This window comes from Leyella lascolaii (genome assembly GCF_900079775.1).
Classification (GTDB): domain Bacteria; phylum Bacteroidota; class Bacteroidia; order Bacteroidales; family Bacteroidaceae; genus Prevotella; species Prevotella lascolaii.
In genome coordinates this window covers 1-23,735 of record NZ_LT556051.1, presented here as the reverse complement: position 1 = coordinate 23,735, position 23,735 = coordinate 1, and the positions used below count along the sequence as shown (strand labels likewise).

Here is a 23,735-nt window from a genome sequence, read left to right as displayed (position 1 = left end):
AATATTCCCGTACAAAAGCCTGATTCTCAACAAAAAATTATATCTTTGCAGCAGCGACAACGCAAAAGGGCGCAATCAGAACCAGCCCTTACATTGCAGTGTGCAGCCTGTCTTATAAAAAGACGGTGCGGACGAGAGCCGACAAGACCTGCTTTCGCTTTCCCTGATGCAGTCTGTCCTGTGTCACGACACTTGCACAATGCGCTAACAGAAGCATACACCTGACATTATTATTTCGTAACGAAGCAGCCTGAACATTTATCTAAACACGTTACATATGAGAAAAATCTATCTGTTCACAGTCGGAATCATGATGATGATTCTGGCATCATCCGGAGTATCGGCTCAGGAGAGTATAAGCCTGACGGAGACCGAACAGCCGGGAAGTTTTCCGATAGTCACAGACAATTCTACAGCCGTCATCGTCTTCGACAAGAGCGACGCGCAGGTTGTGGAGACCGCCGCCACGGCTCTCGCAGGCGACATCAAGGCAGTGACAGGTAAGGAAATAGGTGTGGGAACGACGCTTACAGCCGGCAGCTCACCCATCATCGCCGGCACCGTCGGCTCGTCCTCGCTCATAGACAAGCTTGCCGCCGAAGGCAAGATCGACGTCTCCGGCGTGAAGGGAAAGTGGGAGGCATACGGACTTCAGACCGTGGACAACCCCACAGAAGGCGTGGAGCGCGCCCTCGTTCTGTTCGGCTCGACTCCCCGTGGAACGGCATACGCCATCTTCGAAGTGTCGCGCCTGATGGGCGTATCGCCCTACATATGGTGGGCTGACGTCGTTCCGCCGCACAAGGACAGGCTTTATGCCTCCGCCGGACTGAGCGTTACGGACGAGCCTTCGGTGAAATACAGGGGCATATTCATCAACGACGAGGACTGGGGATTCCAGCCCTGGGCTGCCAAGAACATGGATCCCGACCGCAACAACGTGGGTCCCAACAGCTACGCGAAGGTGATGGAGCTGCTCCTCCGCCTGCGTGCCAACACGCTGTGGCCCGCCATGCACCTGTGCTCGGAGGCGTTCTGGGCAAACAAGGCGAACCTTCCCGTGGCGAAGAAATACGACATCGTGCTCGGCTCAAGCCATTGCGAGCAGATGCTGAGAGACAATGAATGGGAGTGGAGACGCTGGGGCGACGGCACCGGAACGTACGAGAACTGGAACTATGTGACCAATAAGGAGAAGATACAGCAATACTGGGAGGAGCGCGTCATTGAGAGCAAGGGCTTCGACGCCATCTATACCACCGGCATGCGCGGCGTACACGACTGGGCGATAAGCGGCTACCCGACCACCGAGGACAAGGTGCGCGGACTGACGGAGATAATCGGTTTCCAGCGCGAACTGCTCCAACGGCACATCGGCGACCCCACAACCGTACCGCAGATATTCATTCCTTACAAGGAGGTTCTTGAGGCTTACAACGCCGGACTGCAGGTTCCCGAGGACATCACTCTAACATGGGTGGACGACAACCACGGCTACATCAGGCAGATGCCGACAAAGAGCGAGCAGGCGAGGTCGGGCGGAAACGGCATCTACTATCACCTTTCCTACTGGGGAACGCCGCAGGACTACCTCTGGCTATGCTCCACATCGCCCTCGCTCATAAGCTATGAGCTGAGCAAAGGATATGAATACGGCATACGCAACCTGTGGATAATAAACGTCGGCGACATCAAGCCGGCTGAGGCGGAACTGGAGTTCTGCATGGAGCTTGCATGGGACGTGGACCGCTGGAATCCCGAGGAGGCACACAAGTTCAGCCGCTACTGGGCTGCGAAGACATTCGGAGAGGAGTATGCCGACGACCTGAGCGACATCAAGCAGGAGTACTACCGCCTCGGCGCGGGAGGCAAGCCGGAGCACATCTTCGCCGTGAACTACACCGACGAGGAGAAAGACCGGCGCATTGCCGACTACAAAGCCATCGTGGACAAGGTGGACAATCTCAAGGCAAGAATACCGTCGGAGCTGCAGGACGCATACTTCGAGATGATAGAATATCCGGTGAAAGGAGCCTACTATATGAACGTGAAGACATTCCGCGCGGCGCAGAGTCTTGTGCTCGCAAAGGCAGGACAGCGCGACAAGGCTCTGGAGTATGCCGCAGAGGCTCGCAAGGCTTACAGGCAGATAGAGCTGATAACAGACAAATACAACAACGGTATAGCAGGCGGAAAATGGAACGAGATGATGGACTCCAAACCACGTCAGCAGTCACAGTTCTACATGCCTGAGACCGCCACACTGTCCGGAATAAGCAGCGTGCAGAAGGAGATAGAGAAAGAAGAGACATTCAGCGTGGCTGCCGACAAGTACACATCCGTAAAGGGCAACGTCGTGACAATGGAGGGACTCGGCATGAGCGGCTCCAGCGTCACCGTGTGGCCGATAGACGAGACACAGTATTCGGCTGACAAGGCATCAAGCGCGCCCTACGCCGAATACGACGTTGAGGTGAAGAGCGGCATGAACACCATCTCGGCACGCTGCCTCCCCACATTCCCCATACATCCCGGCTACGACCTCCGCGTGGCTGTCTCCGTGGACGGAGGCGAGCCAGAGGTGTGCTCGCTGAAGACCACCGCGACAGAAGGCAAATGGAACACCACGGTGCTGCAGGGATTCAACGACGCCACCGTGACCTACAACTCCGACGAGGACAAGACCGTAAGCGTGCGCGTGTACATGCTCGACCCGGGCGTGGTGCTGAGCCAGATATACAACCGTCTGCCCGAGTCTGCCGACAACTCGCTCACAGCCAGACTCATAAAGAACAACGACTTCGAGCTGCGCACGGACGGAACGCCCAACCCGCAGGGCAACACCGACCGCGGCATACCTTACGGATGGGACCACACCGGAGAGCTCACGCTCGGACAGAACGGACTGCCCTCCTACGGCATCAACCAGGATGCAGCCAATCCGCACGGCTCTAACATATGCTGGATAAACTCGTTCCCCATGCCCGAATTCTTCGAGCTGTCGCAGACAATACCCGCATCGGAGATAGAGCCGGGCACTTACCGCGTGTCGTGCATGATGTGGATGGAGGAGAACAAGAAGACCTCCGGACGCCTCTTCGCCAACAACAACGTGCAGTACTACGGATATGAGAGCGACTACACCCGTCTGCTGACACCCGGAGAAATAAACACCTATGCGGGATATGCCGGACAGAACGGAGGCGGACCGTTCAACCTCATGCCCATGGAGGTGTTTGTGACGGTGGCGGAGGGCGAAGACCTCAAGATCGGCATACGCTCTGGAAACAGGCGCAACGACGGAACGACGGCTACAGACAACGCCGGATGGTTCAAGGTTGACAACTTCCGCATAGAGAAGGTGAGCGGAGTGCCGCAGCCGGAAAGCGAGGACCTCACACTGACAAAGCAGCTCATAACCAACTACGACTTCGAGCTCTACAACGACAACGGCACCATCAAGGAGAACACTTCGGGCGACACGCGCCGCGGAACGGTCTACGGCATACACGGCTGGAACATAAGCGGACTCTTCCCGGGCGACTCCTACGGCATCAACAAGGACGCATCCAACCCTCACGCCACCAACGTGTGCTGGTTCCAGGCGAAGAACGGAACCATGCCCGACGGCTTCGAGCTCTACCAGACAATACCCGCCGACAAGCTCACACCGGGACGCTACATGATATGCTGCCGCCTGTGGGCTGAGGAGGGCTACCTCTCCACGGTGCGCCTCTTCGCCAACGACAACGTGCAATACTACGGCATGGACATCGACTACGGCAAGAACCTCACTCCGGGAGAGAACAACACCTTCGCCGGATACATCGGAGGAGCCCCCAACTCGTTCGTGCTTCAGGACATGCTTGTATATGTCGACATCGCGGAGGGCGACGACCTGAAGTTCGGCATACGCTCGGGCAACACCAACGCCGACGGCTCCCACAGCTCAGAAGCCAAGAACGGATGGTTCAAGACCGACTTCTTCCGCATACACAAGGTTGACGCCACCGACGGAATAGAAACCGTAGCGGCTGACGGTGCGGGCAAAAAAAAAGGGGTGTACAACATTAAGGGACAGAAGATAGGCGACAGTCTGAGAGACACTCCCGACCTTCCGGCAGGAATATACGTGGTGGACGGGCGCAAGACAGTTGTACGCTGACCACGATGAAACTGACTTACATACAAGCCACAGACAAGAGGCGGTCTCCTTACGGAGGCTGCCTTTTGCGTTATTTTAAGCCATACTGTTGCATGTCACGCCGCTTATTGATAACTTTGCACACCGCAAAACAACATTCACTATGACAGAACTGAAGGAAAACCAGGGCATACCCAGACACATACTCATCATGATGGCGGTCATGGCAGGCATCACCGTGGCAAACCTCTACTACAACCAGCCGCTGCTCGAGCTCATCCGCCACGACACGGGCGCGACGGAGGTGGAGGCGAATCTCATCACCGTCATATCGCAGGCGGGATATGCCCTCGGACTGTTTCTCATCATCCCGACGGGCGATCTCTACCCCCGACGACGCATAATAGCCATGTCCCTCATCACGGCGGCGGCAATGGGAACAGTCATAGCCGTGTCGGACAGCATCGGAGTGATATGGGGCGCGTCGCTGTTTCTGGGCATGTGCTCGGTCATACCGCAGCTTTTCATACCCATAGCGGGGCAGTTCTCCAAGCCCGGGAACAAGGCGCGCAACATCGGCTATGTGCTCAGCGGACTGCTCACGGGCATCCTTGCCTCGCGCGTCATAAGCGGATTCATAGGCGAGAGGATGGGCTGGCGAGCCGTGTTCGTCATCTCCGCCGCGCTGATGGCGGCGTGTCTGGCAGTGACGGCGGCGATGATGCCTGAGATGAAACCCAACTTCAGAGGCTCTTATCCGCAGCTCATGCGCACCGTGTGGCGCATAGTGCGCACACAGCCGCGCATACGTCTCAACGCTGTACGCTCGTCGCTCGCCTTCGGCTCGATGCTCGCCATATGGTCGTGCCTGGCGTTCCATCTTGCCGGTGAGCCGTTCCGCGCTGGAGCCTCAACCACAGGCGTGCTCGGACTGTGCGGCATGGCGGGAGCCATAGCGGCGAGCGGGATGGGCAGACTGGTGCCCCGCTACGGCATAAGGCGGTTCAGCAAGGCAGGAGCGTTGCTGCAGCTGGCAGCCTGGGCGACGGCTTTCACATTCGGTGACAGCTACGCCGGGCTCATCGCGGCAATCATACTCGCCGACATCGGAGTGCAGTGCATACAGCTGAGCAACCAGAGCGACTGCATACAGCAGATGCCGGAGGCAGCCAACCGTGCCAACACCATATTCATGACCGTATACTTCATCGGCGGCGCGCTGGGCACACTGTGTGCCGGTGTGGGCTGGGACATGTGCGGATGGGGCGGCGTGTGCCTCACGGGCGCGCTCTTCGCGACGCTCTCACTCGCCATAACGCTCGTGGCTGACAAGCCATGCAAGAGGCAAGCCTGAGACAGAGAGGCACCCGCGCAACACTTCATGCCGTCGGCGAACCGCACGGCTGGCGGGATGTCCGGCACACCGTCGCCACACCGGACAACGCGGCACGGCATGCAGGCACGGCAATGCATGATTATACAAGAACAAGCTTACGTGGATGAATAAATATGCACCGTAATCCCGAAATACCGCCGTTTCCGCGCACTACTGTCCTTCCGGCTGCAAATACGCGGTTTTTACGCACTTCACGCAAGTCTCTGACAATCATCGGCTTGCGTTTTTTCATACCACAGAAAACACCGTACAGCTTTGCGGAAGAGCCTTTTCCGCACTGCGGAACGGGCTTTTCCACACCGTGAAAGAGCATATATGGCATGCCGGGAATGGCTTTCCGACAACGCGGAACGGGCTTTTTCATACGACGGCAGCTTATGTGGCGCGAACTTAATATCACAAAAACGGCGTATGAGAACAATCGTAACATGATTCCGGAGCATCCGAGACGCAACGCGCTTTCTATTTCGCGGATTTATTTTGTCAATATTTTTTACCATAAGAACGCATATTTATGCATTCCGATTATCCATGTGCCGGAATACAGCCCCTCCGTTTGTCCGTGCCGGAGCCTGCAATACGCACGTCATGCAACGGTTTGCCGAGACTCCGTGTACTACCTGATTATGCGCAGAAACTTATAAACACGCACAAAAAAAACTGTGACGGCAATCATCAGCCGCCACAGTTCCCTTACTTAACATCGGTATTATCCCCATCCTGCATCAGACCTCCGGCAAACGGATACGTCAGAAATCTGATGTCAGGTTTGGGACTGTCATAATATAAAACTAACGTCTTGTCACCTTCACGCTGCGTCTCGTGCCGTCGGTGTAGGTCTCGGTCATTATGTAGACACCCTTTCCAGGCGATGTCACCTCGCGTCCGTCAGTCGTGAACCATCTTACGCCCTGCACTGTCTTTGCCTGTTCCGTCACACCGCCGACGCCAGTCGGGTCAGCCTTTTCTATTCTTATGTTGTCCAGATAAATGACGTCAGAGCCGCCTCCGGTATATCCGAACAGGGCGAAGCTCATGTGGCTGCATCCCTTCAGCTGACTGAGCGGAATCTCATATTTCTTCCATCCTTCCTCGGTGTCGCCGCCCACGATGTATTTTGCAGCCTCTATGCTCTCGCCGTCGTCACCGCGCAGATAGACATAGAGCGACGGACGGTTGTTCGGATAGGCTGTGGCGATGTTGTACACCCAGAACGACAGCACGTTGTCATTGGCGTCGAGAGCCACCTTGGGAGATATGAATCCGGCACCGGCATACTGCTCGTACATGCTTCCGTTGAACATGTAGGCACAGCCTCCGTCACCGTCCTGCGGCTTGGCATTGTTGCGTGTGCCGTCAGGATTGTCCACTCCCCATGTGTATCCGTATGAATATACCGTCTCCACCTGCCACGGGGAAGTCTCCGTACGGGCGTCGGCGAACGACTCCTTGTAAGGCAGCTGATAGAGAGGACCGAGCACCACGGAGCCCACTACAGTCTGTCCTGTGCCCTCAGCGGTGAACGGAGCCACGCCGTAATAGTCAAGCCGCTGGCTTCCTGTCCGCTCAAGCTCTATGGTGTATGTGTTGCCTTCCACATTGTCGGCTATAAGGGCGAATGTCTTGTCGGCAGGATTGTAGCTGTAGACACGGTATCTCACCTCACCGTCAACGACCACTCCGCCGTTCACTCCAGCCTCGGGAGCATCCCAGACGAGGATGGCGTCCTTGTTGTCGGAGCTGCCCTTCACCATCAGGTTGCCCACCGGCAGAGGCACGTCGCGCCCTACGAACAGCGTGTCGGTAAGCACCTCGCTGCGCCCGTAGCTGTTTGACGCCACGAGCATGTAGGTGTTCTGTCCGTGGAGAGGCTGTGTGTCGGTCCATGTCATCGCCGCTCCCGGCACCACATCGTCGGCGGTGTAGACCGGCGCGGGGTTCTGTCCGCGGAATATCTCCACCTTTACGTTCTCCTTCAGGGCATTGCCGTGATAGTCTACAGCGGGCGTCCTGAACGTCATCACGGCTTTCAGACTGCCGTCAGCAGCCGCTTCCGACTTGTAGCCGGTGAACTCATAGGGCGAGAAAGCTGACTTCTTGTAGGTGAGCCGCACATCGTCGAGCTGCGTGTCGAGAAAGTCATTCGCACTCGTTCCCTTGGAGTTGATGCCGAAACAGTATTTGCCGCCCTCGCCGGTCACGACGTTATAAGCCACGTCCTTCATCTGATAGGCGGTACTCTTCGGCAGGTCGCCCACATGTACGCTCTGTGTCTGAGGCTCGGCGGATGTGCCCATATACACCTTGTTCGTTACAGTCTCCGAATAGACCGACGTCATCACGCCGAGCGACAGCTCGTATACGGCGTCGGCGTCGAGCCTTATCATAGGCGTGTAGAGCCATGCCTCGACTGGCGTGTCGGTGACATATGCCGAGAACTTCATCCTCTTGTTCATGCTGTCATACTCCCATCCGTAGAACGGGTTTGTCTCAAGATCGATGCCGTCGAGCGTTGACGTATAGAGGTCGGCTGCTCCACGGCTGTCGAAAGTCTCCTTGTAAGGAGCCGTGTATACGCCCACGAAGGCGGAGTCGGCGGCAGACTCACCTGCTCCGTATTCGTTTTCGGGCACCACGGTGTAGGTGTTCATGCCCACAGACTTGACGCTGCCATCGGTCCATGTGAGGTGCGCGCCGGCGGAGGGCGACTCGAACACGTGCGCAGGCTCCGCCTCCTTGTTTCTGTATATGCTTATTCTCGTGAGCGGGCTTACAGGCTGCTCCTCGAGGTTACGGTCCGGAGCGTCGAAGCTTACGGTGGCAGTCATGGCGTCGTCTGCTCCGGCAGTCACCTCGAGCGAGCCTGCCGCTGCGGGAGCCTTCGCCGCTCCCACCGCACTCACCGACACTTTTTTAAGCATCAGCATTGAAGCGTTCTTTGAGCTGTCGCCCGTATATCTCAGAGCAAGATAATATTTTCCGGGCTTGTCTGTTAAGAAATCGGCATGGTAGTCGCCGAAATCCTCATATAGCTCGAAGGCTTCCTCAGACGCCACCTTGCGGAATGTGGAGAGGTCGGCAGGGTCGGTTCCCACATACACCTCGAACGACTCGGGATATCCGTTGGTGAATGTCTTCATGTTGATGGTGTACCGGTATTTCACGCCTCCGTCGAGGCTGATAGCCGGAGTGATGAGCCAGTCGTCGCCGGTAGGGAAACTGTAGGCACTGATGTCGATGCGCACGTCATCGTTAAAACCCGTTCTCCATGTGTTGTTGTCGGCGTTGGCGTCCACGACGGTGAAGAACTCGCCGAGCACCGATGCGTCGGCGAACGACTGTGAGTAAGGTGCTGTGAACGCGTCGCCGCATATGATGCGCTCAGACTCGGCATATTCGCCGCGCTTGCCGTTGTTTGTCGCGTACACGCGATAGGAGTAGTTGTGCATCGCCTCGGGCGTTGTCTCGGTGAAAACGGTCTGCGCGTAGTTGTCGGCAACGGTCACGCTGTCGGGCATTCTCACCACCGTGTATCTGATGTTTGCCTTGTCCAGATAGCCTCCGTTCACTCCGGCGGCTGGTGCGTTCCAGCTTACGGTGTTCTTGCCTGCGTCCGCGTCGTAAGCGAAAGTAACGTCGCCGACAGGAAGAGGAGTGTCATATCCCGCGTATTTTCTTATGGACGCGAGAGGAGAATAGCCTGTGCCGTTGCTTGTGTTCACAGCAACGTAGTGGTTGCCTTCGCTCAACGTCACCGGTATGGAAACTTTCTCGCCCGGCACGGCAGGCACTCCCTTGAGGTTCTCTCCGTCGAGCCACACGTTGAGCATGGCGTCGTCGAGAGCCGCTCCGCCGTATGTGAGCCGCGGAACGGTGAACTCTATCTTTCCACCGAGGCTTCCGTCAGCGTCGAAAACGAGGTTGAGACCCTCCGCCATAGCCGGTGCGCCGTCCTTGGCGGCATTCTCGTCCACCTTCAGTGCCACGATCTGCTCGTTCTTGTTGAACCGTCCGATGAGCGAGGTCTCGGCAGTCTCGGGATTCACAGCATACAGCTCGCTTCCCGTCTCAGTCTGAGCCGCCCAGATGAACAACCCCGTACGTCCGTCGTAAACCATCGACTGGGAGTACATCACAGGTTGCACACCGGTGGTGCCGACAAGCGTCGGGCGCGCCGTCTTGCGGTCGATGCGGTACAGGTCGCCCAGCCAGTTGATGAAAAACATGCCTCCGTCGGGCACAGCGGCAAGCGTAAGGACGTTGTACTTGCCCCGGAACGCCGCGATCTTATCCATCTCATCATACTTGTCATTGTATATACACCAGTCCATTCCGGACATTCCGTCGTTATACTGGAGCGAATATGTGTTGTTGTCTATCGGATTGTAAGCCATCGTGGACGACAGAAGCGAGTAGCTCTTCTTCTCCGTTCCGTACATCACACGCTTCAGTTCTTGCCAGTTTTCCGTGTCTATGGTAATGTAGCGCGCACCGTTCAGCACACCCATGACGCTCATCGGAGCGATGCCTACGAACGTGTCGCGGCAGAAAGAAGCCGCAGTGAAGTCGTAGTCGAAGGCTGTGCGCAGAGGTGTCATAGCCATGTCACCGCCTATACTGAACGAATATACACCGTAAGGCACGCTTGTCAGCGAGGCGGAAGACCAGTCGGTGCTGTTTATAAGAGCGCAGTAGAGCTTGCGCCCCTCAAACGCTGATGCGTCGGCAGTCATCTTCCTGCCGTCCGACTTCAACACCCTTGTGAGACTCTTTCCCTTTACGGCAGTCTCACCGATGGGAGTGACAGCCGCCGGACCCGGCTTGCGCATTGTCAGAGGCGAGCTTTCCGCCATCTGTGCGCCCACTGTGACGGAGCTCATAAGAAACGCTGCCGCCACGGCGATATCAGTAAAACGTTTTCTGTTCATATGTCGTTTATCTTTTTTTCTCATAAATACTGTCATTTCACTCTTTTTACTTCTTTACCCTTTCACCCTTTTACCGCATAGCATTAAAACCAGTATCAGAGTTTTACTTTTTTATTCTCTTTACCCTTTTACCTTTTCCCCGCGTAGCGGCAAAACAGTGACCGTCATTTCACAATTTTCCTTACACTATTTCCCTTCTTCACTATATACATGCCTTTGGGTAGAGTTTCGGTGTCGGTCTCGGGTCTGAGACAGCCGTTCATGTCGTATATCTTCACTTTTAATCCCGTATCACCGGCAACGGCAGAGTCTATTCCGGTTGTCTCCGGAGCAAGTCTGAAGACACATGTCGAGCTTTCCATCGGTTTGATATAACTGTAGGTGGAGCCGTTGTATAGCAAAAGGGCTGCGACGTATGTCGTTCCGGGCACTCCGTTCTCAAACGCGCCGCTGAACGTAACGTCGGCTGTCTCACCGCTCTTAAGCATCAGATACTGCGGGTCAAGGCATCCGCGGATCACCGCTCCACTCTCGTTGAAGATGTAAAGATATACATATCCGCCGAACACCCCGCTGTCGCACTTCAGCCGGGCGGTGATGTTCATCGAGCGCGCGTCCACGTTCTCGTTGTCGGCAAAAGACAGTTGGGCAGCCGTTGTGAGCACTGCGGCTTGTGCGGGAGCGTCTTTCACACTAACCTCGCGCATTGCGCTTATGATGCGGTTGTCATCGTCTGTCACCGCAAGTTTGTAGTCGCCTGCAGGCAGGTTCATCACATCAAGGAACTCCACTTCAGCACTTGCGCCCGGAGCAAGGTCTATCTTGTACTTCGAACCCGACGCTACAGGACGGAGAGTCTTACTGTCGTAGACAGTCACCATGACGTCTCCGAGATAGTTGACGTCGCCTCCGTTCACCACGGTTGCCCTTGTGCACGACGGCACACCAGCGTAAATCTCCGCCGGAGAGTCCATTTCATCGATGCTGAGGTCAAAATAGTCGGGATAGACGAAGGCTATCCTGTCACCGCTTACACTCACGTTGAGATAGTTGGGATAGCCCACATACTCGTCGCGTATGCGACTCCACTCACCGTCAGACCCGTGCTGCCGGCATACAGGATAAAGCTTATAGTCGCCGTCGGAGAGCTTTCCGAACTTGACGTTCTCTGTCAGCGGACCGTAAAAACCGTATCCCACCTCAAGCTCGTAGGCTGCGTCGGTGCGGTAGACCTCCACCGTAGAGCCCTGTGCGTCGGCAAGAAGCATGGCGTACTCGAACGAAGAAGCCTTCCATCCGGCATTGTATATCATTCCGCGGAGCGATATGTCGGTGCTTCCACCGTTGTCTATCGTCTTCTGCGCAGGCACAAGTCCCTCCGTGGAGACAAGCTCCACGTCCTCACATGAGTTTTCCTTGGGACGCTGGATGCCTGTTATTATCTGCTGGTCGTAGTTGTATCCTCCGGCGGAACCGCCCGTTCCCTGCAAAGGAGGATTGAGAGCCGACGTGCGGAAATATCCGTTGCTCATGCCGCTCCAGCCCCAGTTGACGTGCACGAATCCGTTCTCGTCGTATCCGTCGAACACGAACGCGTGTCCGCCGGAGGACGAACGGCCGGTGGCAATGACAGGTCGTCCGTTGTCAATCTCGTCCTCTATGATCTGCTGCCATTCCTCACTGCTGTAGTTACTCCGCTGCCGGTATGCCACACCTTTGTCATAATCGAAATAGTTGAACAGCGCGTATGGTATGACATCACTGCCCGCCCCGCTCGACGAAGAGTAGTTCATGCTTACCGATATGCCGCAGTGCAGCATCAGTTCGGCGACAGCGTCGCAGCCTGCTTCGCTGCTGTTACTGTCGTACTTGGGCGTCATGTCGTCCCAGGAATAATGGGTCGAGCCGAAATCAGCCGTAAGAGTGCGTCCTCCCATTATTGCCGGCGCATAAGTGTAAGACCCCTTTCCGGTCTCAGGCCAGCGGTGATAGTACATCACCTGAGCCATAGCCGTCGCCACACATCCCGTCGCACACTTGGAGCTTATGTCGTAGTCAGGACACATATTATTATATGGCGCGCCCTGATCCCACATAATGTTGCCAAGCAGCGGAGCCACTTTCTTGCCGCTGTTCGTGCTTTTCTGCGGCGCAGTCTCAACGTTGTTGTCTCTTATATATGTTATTTCGTCCACATAACCTTCCATCCAGTTGCGCATCTCAGGCGACATCCTGTCAAGGTCGAAACTGCCTGTGTCGCTGTAACCCAGCACCTCCGCAGCCCTGTCCTCAGCCGATACGAGGACGAATCCGGCGTTGCTGCCGGCATTGAACACATACACACAGCTGCGCCCTTTCGTGTCGCCAGCCGTATACACCAGTTTAAGGTCATCGCTTCCGACATTCTGCCGCGCCCTCATCTGCGCCGCATTATCACGGAGAAACGACCGCGCGATTTTCAGAGCCTGCGGCTTTGTGACGTCCCCGGCAAAGGAGAGCAGCCCCGGCAACAACAATAAAACAGCAAGAGTAAGTTTTCTCATAATGACATTTTTAATTAGTTTTCGCATTTACAAAGGTATTTAAAAGCCGTGAAAACTAACAAAAGGTCACCAAACAATGCTTTCTGATTCATAAATTAAAAACCAAAAAGCTCATTTTCCAAGCATTTTCTGATATAATGAAGGGGTCATTCCGGTGACTTTCTTGAACGCCGCAATGAAGTTTGAAGCCGACTTGTAGCCCACGCTCTCGGCTATTCCCTGCATGCTGTACGCTCCGTAGCGTCCGCTGTCCATCATCCTTTTCATCGCCACCTTTATGCGACGCTCGTTCAGGAAAGTACGGAAATTCTTGTTGTAAGTTGTATTTATCACCTGCGACACATAGTTAGTGTTCGACTCCGAGAGCCTTGCGAGCACGGCGAGACTGAATTCCGGACTGCAGAAAGTGTCCTCGTCCTCCATCACGGCGTCAATGCGGCGCAGCAGTTCTTCGGAGTTCGGTACCGGCGCGGAGGCTTTGTCATGACGCTCAATGTCTGCCACACTATCCCCGCCGGACGTTTTCCGCCTGTCGACAATATCGCGGTAGCGGCTCTCAATATCAAGAAGCTCCCTGTTGCGCTCGAACAACGCCACGTACGCCACATGCAGTTTGCGCCGTTGACGCCACACCATCACCACCGCGGCGCATGCCACCGCCACCACGAGAAGCAGCATGACGAGAGCCGCGTTCTGATAGAATATGGTGCGTTTCTGCGCGTCTATGGTCTGCCTGTCGAGCTTTTTCTCATGCGTCTGGTAGCTGTTCTTTATCTGGGAGAACTCGTTCACGTTGAGCAGCGAGTCGGTATATCTGAAGAACTCGTTCTGATAGAACAGAGCCTTTTCCTTGTTTCCCATTTTCGTATAGACACGCATCATGCCCTTGTAGCAGTCAGCAAAGAGGTAAGCTTCGTTCTTCAGCTGTGCCAGCGAGTCGTACTTCTGCAACACCTCGAGTGCCTTATCCAGATTGCCCTGTCTCTCATAACACTGGTATACCTCCGAATAAGGATATATTTTCATCTCTCCCGGCAGTCTGAAACTGTCCACCACCGCCACAGCCTCGTTCATCCAGCGCGTCTTTTCGTCCATTTCATCGCGTATTCCTGCAATAAAACCCTTGTTGAAGCAGTAATAAAAGAGCAGCTGACCGCGCGGAACGCCCTTCAGTTCCTTCACTTTCTCGTTAAGACGCTCGGCATATGCGGCGTTGCCTATGTTGCATCCGGCACCTATCATGTTGTTCAGGAACTTGAACTGCATGCCCGAATTGCCCGAGACAAGGCTGAGACGATAGCCCTTCTCATACACGTCGAGAGCCTGGGCAAAGTTGGAATACACCGAATAGATGCCTCCCACGTTGTAGTATGCGTTCATGAGATTGAGTGTGTCGACGCTTTTCGAGTGTTCCTCTTTCTGTATATAGCGGAGCAGAATAGACAGAGCACTGTTGTAGTCGCTCTTCCTCAGATAAGCTCTTGCCTGCTCCAGATTGTCAGGAGCAGACCGTCTCTCTTGTCCGCCGGGTGCGGCAAGAATGGCGGTAAAATGGAAAAAGAGTGCCAGACACACATATATGAGTCTTCTGCCAGTCATGTTGCGAAATTGCAAAAAGATGATAACATATGAACAAAAACTGTCCTTAAACAGGTGCAAAGATAATGCGAGGCGAGCGCAACAGCAAGGAAGGAAAACGGAGTTTTACTTAACTTGATACTGCCGAGCCGTATCTTATCTTATGCAAAGATAAGAAAAAAACGGTAAAACACGGAGTACGTCACGAACATAACGTCAGTATGCCGCTCAACAATAATATAAATCGCATACGGCGGATACAGGACCGGTATCCGCCGTATGCGTATGTCAGTCGATGACACCGGTGTTTACAAGTCCGAAATACACCAGTCCGAACAGTCCGGCGTTCCAGCCCTGTATGTGGAAACCGAGATTCTCGCCCGTCAGACTGTTGATGTGCTCGTTGGGCGACCAGTCGCCCGAGTCCACGAGGTCGGCTTTCCCTACCCGTTTCACCAGCCCTATCGCCTCCGCCTTGCGTCCCATCCTCACTCTCGCCCAGCAGTCCATGAAGCTCACCCACGGCCACACGGCGCCGTTGTGATACACGGCAGGAGGATAGCCGAAGCTCTCGTCATAATACGGGAACGTCTCCGCCACACCGTAAGGAGTCATGCTCCGCGCGTTAAGGGCACCGATAATCTTTTGCGCACGGTCGTCGGGAACCACTCCGAAGAGTATGCCTACGGTCTGGTCCTGCAACAGCCGGCTGTTCACACTGCCGTCGCGCCATATCTGACAATAATATTCGCCGTTCCACAGTCCGCCTTCCCCTACGTCCATGTTCACACGCCGGTATGCCCTGCCGTACGCCTCCTCATATTCGTCTGCCGCCTCCTTGTCGCCGCACACCTCCGCCATAAGCCTCATCTTCTTCAATGCCGCCATATAAATGAGGCAGCTGAAGGGCGAGTACTTGCGGTCACTGACACCCTGCACATCCTTCCAGTCGCCCCAGAACGACACCTGCATGGGCAGTCCGATGTGCTCCTTATCTCGCAAAATGAGCCATTCCATCGCCTTTTTCAGTGCCTGCCAGTGAGTCAGGAGGGTGTGCCGCTCGTGATACACCTGCCAGAAACGCGCCACACGCAGTATGAAGAAAGCGTTTATGTCGAGGTCGTCGTCGCGCTCTATAAGCGGGAGTATGGTGGTGGGAATCTTTCCCGAGGGCTGCTGGAACGCCACCGTCTCCTCAATCATGCGGCGTTCAAGGTCGCGGAACATCACAAGATGCAGCCATGATGTCCAGTAGCTGTCACGCTGGTTGAGCTCGCGGTAACCCATCGTCACCACCTCACCGTTGCGCGTCCACTTGGTGAGCGACACGGCAGGCAACATGTACCAGCGCAGATAATCGTCGATTTCATCGTCCCCCGTGGCGGGTATGGCACGGCTGAAACCCTCTGTCTTGTCCTTCAGAACCTGCCACACGGCGCGTCCGTATGCCGTCAGTGCGGCGGGAGAGGAGAAGTCCTGCGCGCTCACCCAGCCGTCGTCATGAAACGCCATAAGTATTCTCACCGTGCGGCTCTCCCTTGGTCCGAGCGTCACATGCATCCGAAGCCCGCGCCCGTCCCACGATGTGGGCACGTCAGCCGTGAGCTCCACCTCGTGCCCGTCGCCCGCTCCCGAACATCCTTCACGGCTCACCGCCGACATGCCGCGCGCCATGTCTGCCGCAGGCAATGCCACGACATCGAACTCGTCGGCGGTCTTTCCCTTATTGGCACACTCCATCTCGACCATCAGCAACGGCAGAGCCGACGTGCGACCGTCGTTCACCGCGAGCGGACAGAAGGCGGTGACGCTGAATGACGCATTTGTCAGGGGCGACCCGTGGTAAGTGTTTCTTATAAAGGGAAAGGCGCGGCTCACCCTCTTTTTCCTGAATCCGGAGAAGCGGTGACGCCTTCCTCCCTTATCGACAAAGAACTCCACGCTGCCCTTGTCATGCAACCACTCGCCTATACGACCCGGATTGCGCATTATCTTTCCGAAGAAACCGCCGTCCTGCGATGCGTTCACCGTAAGCGCGAAGTTTGACATCGGATATCCGTCGACCTCCGCCGCGACCTGCGCCGGTGAGTCAACGCAACACAGAAACAGAACCGGTAAGGTTCCTAAAAAATGTCTTATGTTCATGCCTTAATGTAAAAACGGATTGTGTTTATCATCAATATCTGTATGCAAAGATATGAAAATAATGTGGGAGGACGGCAATACCGGTGTGTTTTTATTTCACTGACAGGATAAAAAACTCAGCTCACGGCATGTCCGGAGAGTAACGGCAGGGACGGCGCGGATGTAAAATTAATGTAAAACATGCGGTGTGTGAACTAAAATAACTAATTTTGCGCTGCATCAACGGCAATGATACTACAAAGCAGCAATATGGAATACAACACACATACAATGGCTGACGGACTGCGCGTGATACACCTTCCGTCGGCATCTCCGGTGGTTTACTGCGGATATGCGATAAACGCCGGCACACGCGACGAGGCACCGGGAGAGGAGGGACTCGCCCACTTCTGCGAGCACATCACCTTCAAGGGCACAGCGAGACGCCGGGCATGGCACATACTGAACTGCCTCGAGAGCGTGGGAGGCGACCTCAACGCCTTCACAGGAAAGGAGGACACGGTGTATCACGCAGCCGTCCTGCGCGACCACATAACGCGAGCCGCCGACCTGCTCACCGACATAGTGTTCCACAGCACCTATCCTCAGAGCGAGATAGACAAGGAGGTGGAGGTGATATGCGAGGAGATAGAGAGCTACAACGACTCACCTGCCGAACTGATATACGACGAGTTCGAGAACATGGTGTTCTGCGGACACCCGCTCGGACACAACATACTGGGACAGGCGGAACGCCTCCGCAACTACACCACGGACGACGCGCGGCGGTTCACATCGCGCCTCTACCGACCCGACAACGCCATTTTCTTTGCCTACGGCGACATAGACTTCACCCGTCTGGTGAAGGCTCTCGAACGCGCCGGACACGACTCCGCACCATCGCGCCCGACGCTGACCGACACGGAAAACATGCGCCTGCAACGCCTGCCGGAATACCGTCCGGAAAGGAAAACCATACACATGGACACGCATCTGGCACATGTCATGACGGGCAACCGTGCCTACGACATACACGACAGCCGCCGGATGGCTCTCTACCTGCTAAACAACATCATGGGCGGACCGGGCATGACGGCACGCCTCAACCTCACTCTGCGCGAGCGGCACGCGCTTGTCTACACCGTGGAAAGCTCCATGGCGAGCTACTCCGACACCGGTGTGTGGGCTGTATACTTCGGATGCGACCCTGCCCAGACCGACCGGTGCATGCGGCTCGTAAGGCGGGAGCTCAACCGCATGGCGGACACGCAGCTGAGCGACAGACAACTCAACTCTGCCAAGAAACAGATAAAGGGACAGATAGGTGTGGCATGCGACAGCCGCGAGAACTTCGCCATCGACTTCGCGAAGAGTTTCCTCCACTACGGATGGGAGAAGGACGTGGCAAGGCTTTTCCGCAATATCGACGCCGTGACACCGCAGATGATACGGCAGGTCGCGCAGGAAACGTTCGCTCCGGAGCTGATGACGACGCTCGTAATAAGATGACACCGTGCATCTATAATTATCATGTCGCGCACATACGGCAGCAATCCACCGTGCCGTTTTAACATTTATAGCCTCGCAGCTTTTTCATTTTTGATTTATGGAGCATGAAAAGCGAGAATATGTCCGTTTTTATATCATAACACATCAACACATTGATTATCAACGAAATAAGCACAAAATACTTGCCCGGACAGCACCTTCAGCCATACCGCCATACGCCAGCCATCACGCGAAAGAGGCTTTCCTGCGACGCCAAACAGGCTTCTCGGCACACCGGAAGAGCCTGTATCACACACCGGAACAGCCTTTCCAGCAACGCGAAAAGGCGCGGACGGCATGCCAGCGACCGTAAAACAGTGGAACAACGGAGTGATAACCGCAAGACCATATGTGCCAAACGGTGGTGCGACATACCGGCAGTCGCAAGGCGATATATGCAAAACAGCCCATTTCATCGGTGTCCGGCAGCTGACAGGAAAGGCGGAACGACACACCGGAACGTTAAAAAGAGACACCACGAATGTTAAAAGCGTTAAGCGTGAACGGCACCGCCACAGCCGTCAGCAGTACTTCATCAGCACGAGCCTGCCGCCATTTTCCGGCATCATCACCGTGGTGTCAGCATGCAGGGATTGAGGGGACATGCCTGAAAAAACGCAAACAAGGAAAGTAGAGACGCAAAATCTTGCGTCTCACAAGCAGGAAACACCAATAAAACAAGCCGTTTTTTGTGCATATACATTGCGCTTGACTGCTCGTGGGACGCAAGATTTTGCGTCTCTACTGGGCGGACGCCATTGAGTGGGGATTGACGGGACGTAGCTGAAAAAACGCAAGCAAGAAAAGTAGAGACGCAAAATCTTGCGTCTCACAAGCAGGAAACACCAATAAAATAAGCCGTTTATTGTGCATATACATTGCGCTTGACTGCTCGTGGGACGCAAGCGATATGATTGTTACATGCGGTTTATCAAACATATATTTTGTGCTTACCTTCTCGTGAGACGCAAAATCCTGCGTCTCTACTGGGCGGACGCCATTGAGTGGGGATTGACGGGACGTGGCTGAAAAAACGCAAGCAAGGAAAGTAGAGACGCAAAATCTTGCGTCTCACAAGGAAGGAAGCACCAATAAAACAAGCTACTTAAATATGCCACCAACCGCCCCGGCAACCTGCAATATGAAAAGAAATTCTTCTTTTCTCTTGCCATTGCACTCGCCTTTCACTATCTTTGAATAAGACAGGAGGCGGCTCGGCAATGCGCAATATGAAAAGAAATTCTTCTTTTCTCTTGCCATTGCACTCGCCTTTCACTATCTTTGCAAACAGAAAACTGCACTGCCGCATTTTCACACGGCAGCCATACCGCTTGCCTGCCGGAGCACGTGCAGACCGTTCAACATAAAGTAAGGATGACAGAAAAAGACAAAGCACGCAAAGTGACGGCGACAGGCGAGATGGCTCTTGACATCGTTTTCAAGGACGACAAGCCTGTGGACGCCGTGCCGGGAGGCTCTGCCCTCAACGCCATTGTGTCGCTCGCACGCGCAGGTGTGGGCACGTCTTTCGTGTCGGCAACAGGCAACGACTACGCCGGACGGCGCATGCTCGCCTTTCTCGAAGCGGAGGGCGTGGACGTGACGCAGGTGGAAAGGGCTGACGGAATGAGGTCTACCGTGTCGCTGGCAGTGCTCGACTCACTCAACAACGCATCCTACACATTCTACCGCGACAACGCTCCGCTGCCCTACAACGGACGTCCGAAGACGATGGGCGAAGGCGACATACTGCTGCTCAGCTCGTTTCACGCCGTGAGTCCCGGCACGCGCCACATGACGGCTCCGCTGCTCGAGGAGGCGCGCAGAGCCGGAGCGATAACGGTGTATGACATGAACTTCCGTCCGGCACACAAGGCAGACCTGCCCCATGTCATGCATAACATGGAGGAGAACATGCGCCTTGCCGACATAGTGCGGGCAAGCAGCGAGGACATAGAGACGGTGTTCGGGCTCACGGACGCGGCGGAGGCATACCGCAGACACATATCACGGCTGTGCCGCATACTGGTGTGCACCGACGGTGACAGACCCGTACGGGTGTTCGCCGGAAGCGATGTGCCGATGACGTTCGGCGTGAGACAGGTGGAGACGGTGAGCACCATAGGAGCGGGCGACAACTACAACGCAGGCATGATATACGCCCTCATACGCCACGGCATTACCCGCCGCGACCTCACGGAATGCCCCGGAACGGTATGCTGGGAGCGCATTGCGAGCCACGCGGCGGAGTTCGCGGCAGACTGCTGCACGCATACCGGCAACAGCATAAGCCGGGAGACAGGCATGAGAATGAGGAAAGAGACATAACAGGACAACAACAGGCAACAATAAAAAAAGAGAAATACACACATGAGACTAATTACAGACAATATCTATTATGTAGGCGTGAACGACCGCAACAAGCACCTCTTCGAGGGTCTTTGGCCGCTGCCTGCAGGAGTGTCATACAACTCCTATCTCATAGACGACGAGAAGGTGTGCCTCATAGACACCGTCGAGGTGGGATTCTTCGGACAGTTCATCGAAAACATACGCGACGTGATAGGCGACAGGAAGGTTGACTATCTGGTGGTGAACCACATGGAACCCGACCACAGCGGCGCGCTCTCGCTGCTCAGACAGCACTATCCCGACGTGAAGGTGATAGGCAACAACAAGACCTTCAACATGCTCAAGGGCTTTTACGGCATAGACACCAACACCATGGAGATAAAGAGCGGCGACACGCTGAGCCTCGGCAGGCACACCCTGAAGTTCGTCCTCACACCGATGGTGCACTGGCCCGAGACTATGATGACGCTCGACATCACAGCCGGCGCGCTGTTCTCTGGCGACGCCTTCGGATGTTTCGGCGCGCTGAACGGAGGTCTGACGGACGACAGGATAAACTGCGACGCCTTCTGGCAGGAGATGGTGCGCTACTACAGCAACATAGTGGGAAAATACGGCATACCCGTGCAGAACGCGCTGAAGAAGCTGAAGGGGTCGGACATAAGCTACATATGCTCCACCCACGGACCTGTATGGCACGAGCACATAGACCGTGTCATGAACCTGTACGACCGCATGAGCAAGTATGAGACGGACGAAGGCATCGTGCTGTGCTTCGGTACCATGTACGGCAACACGGAGCGTGCGGCTGAGCTGATAGCCTCTGCGGCAAGCGAGGCGGGAATAAAGAACATCGTGGTGCACAACGTATCGAAGACCCATCACTCGTATATCATCGCCGACGTGTTCCGCTACCGCGGTCTCATCGTGGGCGCGCCGACCTACAACACCGGACTTTATCACGAGATGGACGTGCTGCTCTCCGAGCTTGCCGGGCGCGACATAAAGAACCACTACATAGGATGGTTCGGCAGCCACGGCTGGGCAAGCAGGGCGGTAGCGAAGATAGGAGAATGGAACGAGAAGCATCTGCACTTCGAGCCTGTGGGTACTCCGGTGGACATATGCCAGAGCGTGAACGCCGAGACAGCCGCAGCGTGCAGGCAGCTCGGACGCGACATGGCTGAGAGACTCATGAGGGACAGAGCCTGAACACATGCACACATTATACAGCGACAGCCTGTGGCGTTATCCGTCACAGGCTGTCGTCATTTCATTATGTTGCTTTATGAAGACGCGCACGGTAGCCTCATCGCGCCGACGGTCAGTCTGTCGGCAGCCCGATAGCCCTGACATAATCCTCGAACTCGTCGCGGCTGACTGCGGCTCCGTTCTTTATCTTGGCGCGGTAGTTGTAGATGGTGTTGACGGAGAAGTGAAGAAACTCGGCTATCTTCGAGCTGTCGTCTATGCCGAGGCGTATGAGCGCGAAGATGCGTATGCCTGTGGTGAGCCTCGACATGTCGTCGGGCACGATGCGGCAGTCGGGACGCAGCAGCATGTTGAACTCGTCGACAAACGTCGGGAAAAGCCCTATGAACGTGGAGTCGAATATCTCCAGCAGTTCGTCGCGCTCACGGTCGCGGAAGTTATGGTTCTTCACCGTCTGCAAAAGGTCGGCATACCGCTTTGCCTTTAGCATCGAAAGCGTGTCTACGCGCATCGAGTCCATGCGGTCGATGTAAGACGAGCACTGGCGGAGGAAGAGTCCGATGTATTTCTCCTTCACCCTGTTGCTCTCGTCAAGATTAGCCACCGCCTCGTTGAGACGGTCTCCGGCGGCAACAAGATGCCGGTTGGCTGTGTCGAGATCGGTGAGTGTCTGCTTCATCTCAGAGTTCAGCGTGAGCAGCTGTTCGTTCTTGCGGCTGAGCTCAGACTTGGTCTGTGTGAGTCGGCGACGCTGTCTCATGAGATAGAAAAGCAGCGACAGCACGATGACGAGAAAGCCTGCCGAGACGGCGATGACGGTCTTCAGCCATGCGTTCTCGCGCCTGCCTCGCATCTGCCACATCTTGTCCACGTTTGCTATTACGGGCGTTATCTGAAGGTAGCGGAGGCGTGTCCCGAACCTTGCGGCGCAGTCGGAGGCGAAGTTTATGTAACGGTATGAACGTCGTAGGTCGCCCTTTATGTACATGGCATTGGCGAGTTCCCACAACGCCCCCTGGTCCATCACGGCGTTGCGCACATCGTTCAGCGCCGACACCGCGAGCCAGTAATTCCACCGTTCGTTGTCTCCGAGCATCTTGTAGTCAAGATAACGGTAGAACGCCACTATCGCCATGCTGTGCGAGCCTTTTGCCGCCAGCCTCATGCGCCGGTCGTTATAGCTCAGAGCCTTGGCGTAGTCGCCCTCGCCATAAGCCCTTTTCTCGAGTGCCAGAAGGCGGTAGTCGTTGTCTGCCGGGGCAATGGCGATGAGCGTGTCGGAGTAGAGTCGCGACATGGCAAGATATTTCTTTCTCAGCTCATCCACCTTTGTATAATAGGCAAGCTCGCCGTACAGATGGCTGCACGACATGTAGTAGTCGAGGAGTCCCGCCCCACTGAGCTTCTCCTTACGCACGGATGCGAGCATGTCTACAGCATCGGTGTACATCCCCGTTGAGGAACACAGGTAGGCTTTAAGCACCCGGCAGCGGTTCTCTCCCGCCCCGTCTCCGAGTCTGCGGGCTATTGTCGCGGCACGTTCGAGCCACACGAGAGCCGAATCGCTCATATAGGCACTGTATTCTTTGTACAATTCGAGGGCAAGAGAATAGCGCGCCGCCATACCGGCATTGGCGTACATGCCGCGCGTGTGGCGTATGTAGCCCTCGCGTTTTTCCACATATCTGGGCTCAGTGGAAAAGTACTGGGGATGTTTTTTTTGTTTCATAGTATTTTGTATCTTTGCATTATGAACATGCTTGAACAATTAGCCCGTATAGTTCTTCCCAAAGAAATACTGGACAATTTCGATATCGTCAAGATAGAAACAGATGAGTCTGATATTGACTCAATGAGTATGACCATCTATCTAGACGAGCGTATGAATGCTTATCTCCAAAAATCTGAGG

At 55.3% G+C, this 23,735-nt stretch carries 11 protein-coding genes; 6 read left to right on the top strand and 5 right to left on the bottom strand.

Features of this window, described 5'->3' with window-relative positions:
* The first annotated feature begins 277 nt into the window (after nt 1–277).
* Nucleotides 278–4,165, top strand: a complete 3,888-nt coding sequence (locus BN4609_RS15045) for a glycosyl hydrolase 115 family protein (RefSeq protein WP_068857316.1) — start codon at nt 278–280, stop codon at nt 4,163–4,165.
* Nucleotides 4,166–4,307: 142 nt separating this feature from the next.
* Nucleotides 4,308–5,498, top strand: coding sequence for an MFS transporter (locus BN4609_RS15040; RefSeq protein ID WP_068857315.1), 1,191 nt, complete (start codon nt 4,308–4,310; stop codon nt 5,496–5,498).
* Nucleotides 5,499–6,331: 833 nt separating this feature from the next.
* On the opposite strand, the gene BN4609_RS15030 is transcribed toward BN4609_RS15040, so the two are convergent.
* The 4 genes from BN4609_RS15030 to BN4609_RS15015 form a co-directional block, all read right to left on the bottom strand.
* The gene (locus BN4609_RS15030) at nt 6,332–10,468 is read right to left on the bottom strand and encodes a choice-of-anchor J domain-containing protein (RefSeq protein WP_068857313.1); all 4,137 of its coding nucleotides are present in this window, start codon (nt 10,466–10,468) and stop codon (nt 6,332–6,334) included.
* Nucleotides 10,469–10,632: 164 nt separating this feature from the next.
* Nucleotides 10,633–13,011 (bottom strand): C10 family peptidase, encoded by a 2,379-nt coding sequence (locus tag BN4609_RS15025; protein WP_164071710.1) that lies wholly within the window; start codon nt 13,009–13,011, stop codon nt 10,633–10,635.
* A 111-nt stretch (nt 13,012–13,122) separates the two neighbouring features.
* Nucleotides 13,123–14,610: a helix-turn-helix domain-containing protein gene (locus BN4609_RS15020; RefSeq protein ID WP_068857311.1), complete on the bottom strand. Its 1,488-nt coding sequence runs from the start codon at nt 14,608–14,610 to the stop codon at nt 13,123–13,125.
* Nucleotides 14,611–14,877: 267 nt separating this feature from the next.
* The gene (locus BN4609_RS15015; protein ID WP_068857310.1) at nt 14,878–16,734 is read right to left on the bottom strand and encodes a GH116 family glycosyl hydrolase; all 1,857 of its coding nucleotides are present in this window, start codon (nt 16,732–16,734) and stop codon (nt 14,878–14,880) included.
* Nucleotides 16,735–16,983: 249 nt separating this feature from the next.
* On the opposite strand from BN4609_RS15015, the gene BN4609_RS15010 reads away from it, so the two are divergent.
* From BN4609_RS15010 to BN4609_RS14995, 4 genes are all read left to right on the top strand, one after another.
* Nucleotides 16,984–18,222 (top strand): M16 family metallopeptidase, encoded by a 1,239-nt coding sequence (locus BN4609_RS15010; protein ID WP_068857309.1) that lies wholly within the window; start codon nt 16,984–16,986, stop codon nt 18,220–18,222.
* A gap of 336 nt (nt 18,223–18,558) precedes the next feature.
* Nucleotides 18,559–18,858, top strand: coding sequence for a hypothetical protein (locus tag BN4609_RS15005; RefSeq protein WP_068857308.1), 300 nt, complete (start codon nt 18,559–18,561; stop codon nt 18,856–18,858).
* Nucleotides 18,859–19,635: 777 nt separating this feature from the next.
* Entirely contained in the window at nt 19,636–20,589 is a 954-nt protein-coding gene (locus BN4609_RS15000) for a carbohydrate kinase family protein (RefSeq protein ID WP_068857307.1), read from the top strand.
* 42 nt (nt 20,590–20,631) lie between these two features.
* Nucleotides 20,632–21,825: an FprA family A-type flavoprotein gene (locus tag BN4609_RS14995; RefSeq protein WP_021993451.1), complete on the top strand. Its 1,194-nt coding sequence runs from the start codon at nt 20,632–20,634 to the stop codon at nt 21,823–21,825.
* 112 nt (nt 21,826–21,937) lie between these two features.
* On the opposite strand, the gene BN4609_RS14990 is transcribed toward BN4609_RS14995, so the two are convergent.
* Nucleotides 21,938–23,554 (bottom strand): SusR-related protein, encoded by a 1,617-nt coding sequence (locus tag BN4609_RS14990; protein WP_068857306.1) that lies wholly within the window; start codon nt 23,552–23,554, stop codon nt 21,938–21,940.
* Nucleotides 23,555–23,735 lie beyond the last annotated feature (181 nt).

Coding starts and splice junctions, on each gene's coding strand:
- BN4609_RS15030 (WP_068857313.1), bottom strand. CDS start 10,468: ATGAACAGAAAACGTTTTACTGATATCGCCGTGGCGGCAGCGTTTCTT.
- BN4609_RS14990 (WP_068857306.1), bottom strand. CDS start 23,554: ATGAAACAAAAAAAACATCCCCAGTACTTTTCCACTGAGCCCAGATAT.
- BN4609_RS15025 (WP_164071710.1), bottom strand. CDS start 13,011: ATGAGAAAACTTACTCTTGCTGTTTTATTGTTGTTGCCGGGGCTGCTC.
- BN4609_RS15045 (WP_068857316.1), top strand. CDS start 278: ATGAGAAAAATCTATCTGTTCACAGTCGGAATCATGATGATGATTCTG.
- BN4609_RS15005 (WP_068857308.1), top strand. CDS start 18,559: ATGCCAGCGACCGTAAAACAGTGGAACAACGGAGTGATAACCGCAAGA.
- BN4609_RS15015 (WP_068857310.1), bottom strand. CDS start 16,734: ATGAACATAAGACATTTTTTAGGAACCTTACCGGTTCTGTTTCTGTGT.
- BN4609_RS15000 (WP_068857307.1), top strand. CDS start 19,636: ATGACAGAAAAAGACAAAGCACGCAAAGTGACGGCGACAGGCGAGATG.
- BN4609_RS15010 (WP_068857309.1), top strand. CDS start 16,984: ATGGAATACAACACACATACAATGGCTGACGGACTGCGCGTGATACAC.
- BN4609_RS15020 (WP_068857311.1), bottom strand. CDS start 14,610: ATGACTGGCAGAAGACTCATATATGTGTGTCTGGCACTCTTTTTCCAT.
- BN4609_RS15040 (WP_068857315.1), top strand. CDS start 4,308: ATGACAGAACTGAAGGAAAACCAGGGCATACCCAGACACATACTCATC.
- BN4609_RS14995 (WP_021993451.1), top strand. CDS start 20,632: ATGAGACTAATTACAGACAATATCTATTATGTAGGCGTGAACGACCGC.